The organism is Flavobacterium sp. (assembly GCF_049318325.1).
In the GTDB taxonomy this organism is placed as follows: Bacteria; Bacteroidota; Bacteroidia; order Flavobacteriales; family Flavobacteriaceae; genus Flavobacterium.
Genome location: NZ_JBMOGQ010000151.1, coordinates 1 through 5,047 on the forward strand (window position 1 = coordinate 1; position 5,047 = coordinate 5,047).

At 33.9% G+C, this 5,047-nt stretch carries 3 protein-coding genes; 1 reads left to right on the top strand and 2 read right to left on the bottom strand.

Translation table 11 applies throughout. The features are described 5' to 3' along the window. On the top strand, nt 1-1,355 hold a 1,355-nt coding region (gene rpsA, locus ACOYLP_RS10695), incomplete at its 5' end, for a 30S ribosomal protein S1 (RefSeq protein ID WP_422856158.1). A 148-nt stretch (nt 1,356-1,503) separates the two neighbouring features. Here the strand turns inward: rpsA and pheT are convergent. Both pheT and ACOYLP_RS10705 read right to left on the bottom strand, forming a co-directional pair. Continuing rightward, nucleotides 1,504-3,927, bottom strand: coding sequence for a phenylalanine--tRNA ligase subunit beta (gene pheT / locus ACOYLP_RS10700; protein WP_422856159.1), 2,424 nt, complete (start codon nt 3,925-3,927; stop codon nt 1,504-1,506). A 189-nt stretch (nt 3,928-4,116) separates the two neighbouring features. Continuing rightward, nucleotides 4,117-4,980, bottom strand: coding sequence for a bestrophin family protein (locus ACOYLP_RS10705; RefSeq protein WP_422856160.1), 864 nt, complete (start codon nt 4,978-4,980; stop codon nt 4,117-4,119). Between the last annotated feature and the right edge of the window lie 67 nt (nt 4,981-5,047).

The window sequence follows — 5,047 nt, forward strand, 5'->3', positions numbered from 1 at the left end:
CTAAAGGAGGTATGATTGTTGACGTTTTCGGAATTGAAGCATTCTTACCAGGTTCTCAAATTGATGTTAAACCAATTAGAGATTACGATGTATATGTAAACAAAATGATGGAATTTAAAGTTGTGAAAATCAACCACGAATTCAAAAATGTTGTTGTTTCTCACAAAGCGCTTATCGAAGCGGATATTGAAGTTCAGAAAAAAGAAATCATTGGTCAATTAGAAAAAGGACAAGTATTAGAAGGTGTTGTTAAAAACATTACTTCTTATGGTGTGTTTATTGACCTTGGTGGTGTTGATGGATTAATTCACATTACTGACCTTTCTTGGAGTAGAATTAATCACCCAAGTGAAGTACTTGAATTAGATCAAAAATTAAATGTTGTAATCCTTGATTTCGATGATGAGAAAACAAGAATTCAATTAGGTTTAAAACAATTAAATGCTCACCCTTGGGATGCTTTAAGTGCTGACTTGAATGTTGGTGATAAAGTAAAAGGTAAAGTAGTAGTAATTGCTGATTACGGTGCATTTATCGAAGTAGCCGAAGGTGTTGAAGGATTAATCCACGTTTCTGAAATGTCTTGGTCTACGCATTTACGTTCGGCTCAAGATTTCGTAAAAGTTGGTGATGTTGTTGAGGCAGTAGTCTTAACTCTTGATAGAGATGATAGAAAAATGTCTTTAGGTATCAAACAATTAACGCAAGATCCATGGACAGATATTACAGCTAAATATCCTGTTGGTTCTAAACACACAGGTATCGTTAGAAACTTTACAAACTTTGGTATTTTTGTTGAATTAGAAGAAGGTATTGATGGATTAGTTTATATTTCTGATTTATCTTGGACCAAGAAAATTAAACACCCATCAGAATTTGTGAATGTTGGTGACAAATTAGAAGTAGTTGTATTAGAGTTAGATGTTGACGGACGTAAATTATCTTTAGGTCACAAACAAACAACCGCTAATCCTTGGGACAAGCATGAAGAGGCTTTTGCTGTTGGAACTATCCACAACGGAACTATCTCTGAAATTGTTGACAAAGGTGCTACTGTAGATTTCGGTGACGATGTAGTTGCGTTTATTCCAACTCGTCATTTAGAAAAAGAAGATGGTAAGAAATTGAAAAAAGGTGAAGTAGCAGACTTTAAAGTTATTGAATTCAACAAAGAATTCAAAAGAGTTGTAGCTTCTCATACGGCTATCTTTAGAGAAGAAGAAGAGAAAAATGTTAAAGCTGTTGCAGAAGCAGTAAGCTCTAACAATAATGCTCCGGCTTCAACTCTTGGAGATAACAATGATATCCTTGCCGGATTAAAAGCAAAAATGGAAAAAACAGAGAAAAAGAAATAATTCACTGTTGCCTATAAATAGAAAGTCCCGAGAAATCGGGACTTTTTTGCTTCTATAAACCTGACAGATTTTTAAACAGGATGAGATTGCTATGCTAGTTCGGGCTAATGCTCTCGTGTACTCTTTAGTCGGAATGACAAAATGGTGATTATTGTCTCAAGCTTGCCCCAACTTCGCTTTCTAAATTCTTTTGTAGCTTGTTCATTATTTTATCAATCTGCTCGTCTGTCAACGTTTTGGTGTTGTCCTGCAGCGTGAAACTAACAGCATACGATTTCTTACCTTCCGGAAGGTTTTTTCCTTGGTAAACATCAAATAAACTCACGTCTTTTAAAAGCGATTTTTCTGTTTGGTGTGCAATCGAATAAATTGCATCAAAAGCTACAGAATCATCAACCAAAAGTGCTAAATCTCTTCGCACCTCAGGATATTTTGGAATATCAGTAAACTTGATTTTATTGCTGATTAATTTTAATATAAGATTCCAATTGAAATCAGCAAACAAAACTTCTTGTTTAATATCGAAATGCTTAAGTATAGATTTTTTAATTGTTCCAAATTCCACTAAAATATCGTTACCACATGCAATGGCTGTTCCTTCTGCAAAAACATCAGATTCAGTTGGTTTGTTTTGGATTTTGCAAATACCTAAACGATTTAATACCGAATCCACAAAGCCCTTAAATAAAAAGAAATCAGATGGTTTTTCAGCAGTCGTCCAACTTTCTGAATTTCTATTCCCGGTCACAAATAGTGTCAAGTGTTTTAGTTCATCATAACCGGAAGGTAATTTGTGATATGTTTTTCCAAATTCGAATAATTTTAAATCACCATTTCTTCGGTTAATATTATACGACACCGCTTCTAAACCCGAAAATAATAACGATTGACGCATTACTGATAAGTCGTTACTTAGTGGGTTTAACATCATCACATTATATTCTTCTTTCAACATTTCAGATAATTTCACATAATCAGGTGATGTTAAAGAGTTGGCTATCATTTCATGAAACCCAAGAGAATTTAATTGAGTAGCTATGATATTTTGTACTTTATAATCTTCTGTTCTAGCTGAGTTAGCAACAGTAGCATTAAGTTTTTTGGTGAAATCAATATTGTTGTAACCATAAACCCTAAGAATTTCTTCTATAACATCAACTTCACGTTGAACATCTACTCGATAAGAAGGAATTATTAAACCTAAACCTTTATCGGTAACACTGTTTACTTTAATATCCAATGAAGCCAATATTTTCTTGATGGTTTCTTTTGGTAGCTCTTGCCCAATCAATTTGGTTGTTTTATCAAAATTTAAGAAAACTGGAAAGTCTTCAATCTTTTTCGGATATATATCAACAATATCTGATGTGATTTCGCCACCGGCAATTTCTTTGATTAAAAGAGCTGCACGCTTTAAGGCAAATTCAGTAATATTAGGATCAATTCCTCTTTCAAAACGGAAAGATGCATCCGTGTTTAATACATGTCTTTTTGCTGATTTTCGAACACTGATCGGATTGAAATAAGCACTTTCCAGGAAAATTGAATTCGTGGATTCTGTAACTCCTGATTCTTTTCCGCCAAAAACACCTGCAATGCAAAGCGGTCCTTTTTCGTCACAAATCATCAAATCTTCTTCGTGCAAGGTTCTTTCAACATCGTCTAATGTGGTGAATTTTGTTCCAGCTTCTAAAGTTTTTACAATAATTTTTCCACTGATTTTAGAAGCGTCAAAAGCATGTAAAGGTTGTCCTAAATCGTGCAGAATGTAATTGGTAACATCAACAATATTATTTTTTGGTGTTAAACCAATAGCTTTTAAACGGTTTTGTAACCATGCTGGAGACGACTGTACAGTAACTCCTGAAATGGTAACGCCACAATATCTCGGCGCTAATTTGCTGTCCTTTACATCAACATCAATTTTTAGTGTTCTTTTGTCTATACGGAAAGTACTCACCGTTGGTGTGATTAATTCGATGTTACTGTTTATTTGCAATAAACTGGCGCGTAAATCACGAGCCACACCATAATGCGACATAGCATCAGCGCGGTTTGGCGTTAAACCAATTTCAAATACTTCATCATTTTCAATGTTGAAAACTTTGGCACATGGAGTTCCAGGTTTTAGAGTAGCATCCAAAATCATAATTCCATCATGACTTGTCCCTAAACCCAATTCGTCCTCGGCACAAATCATTCCGTGACTTTCCTGCCCACGGATTTTTCCTTTTTTGATTTCAAATTCAACACCTTCTTTGTCAAATAGTTTGGTTCCGATAGTGGCAACCGGTACTTTTTGACCTTTGGCAACATTACTTGCACCACAAACAATTTGTACTGGAGTTCCCTCTCCTAAATCAACAGTCGTAATACTTAATCTATCGGCATCAGGATGTTTTTCGCAAGTCAAAATGTGACCTACTACAACACCTTCCAAACCACCACGAACGGATTGGTAGTTGGAAACAACTTCCACTTCTAAACCTAAATCTGTCAGTAAAGTTGCTGTTTCTTCTGATTTTAAATCTATTTTAATGAATTGTTTTAACCAATTGTATGAAATCTTCATGTGTACTATTTAAGTATGCAAATATAAGGATTGCTGATGAGAGATAAAATAAAATTCTATCGTTTATCGATCATGTTTTAAGCAAATTTTTAATTAAACTTAATTTACTACAGATTCAAATATTTAAAGGAATAATCTTCGAATTTGCTAGTAGGTAATTTTAAAAATAATTATTTAAAATAGAAATCTTTACAAAATTTCTTCGACGTGTTTCTTAATGTTCTCTGATATTTTCTTTGTAGGTAAATCATTGACATCGCCGCCAAAAGGATCTTCGATTTCTTCAGCAATCAATTCTAAACTTGCCAAAACATAAAAGATAAAAACTACGACAGGTGCTACATAATATCCCAAACTAAAAGAATAACCAAAAGGTAAAGTCATTATATAAAAGAAAATAAACTTCTTAATAAATGCGCTGTAAGAATAGGGAATTGGTGTGTTTTTGATTCGCTCGCAAGCGCCACAAACTTCGGTAAACGATTGAATTTCGGCATTCAAAATGATTAATTGGTCACCGGTTATTTTTTTGGCAACATATAATTCATTGATTTTTTGAAACATCAACATTGCAACTTGATTAGGTTTATGTTTGTGATGGTCGATTTCCAAATCTAAATCTTCAAAAAGTTGTTTGGCTGTATCTTCGTTTTTTAAATGTTTTTGCAAAACGTTGGCATAACTGGGAATGATCTTTCTGAAAAACTTTTTATCATTTTCATCTTCCAAAATAGCGCATAACTTTATGGAAAAGTTACGGCTGTTGTTGACCAAACTTCCCCAGAGTTTTCGTCCTTCCCACCAACGATCATAAGCAGTATTGGTTCTGAAAACTAACAATAACGAAATGACGAAACCTAACATTCCGTGCATAATAGTTATGTTTTTTACATAGCTATTTTCGGCTAATTTCCAATATTCCACTTCGGCATAACCGATAAGCGCTGCATAAACTCCAATCGCAAACATTATTGGAAGCAACGTTCTAAAGGTGTCCGCTTTGTGAAAACGAAAAATAAAGGTAAACCAGTCTTTAGTGTTGTAAGATATCATTGTCTTGTTTTTTTGTTTAACTAATATAATTCCAAATATTCTTCTTTTTTGAAAGTTCTATAAAAAC

Coding starts and splice junctions, on each gene's coding strand:
- pheT (WP_422856159.1), bottom strand. CDS start 3,927: ATGAAGATTTCATACAATTGGTTAAAACAATTCATTAAAATAGATTTA.
- ACOYLP_RS10705 (WP_422856160.1), bottom strand. CDS start 4,980: ATGATATCTTACAACACTAAAGACTGGTTTACCTTTATTTTTCGTTTT.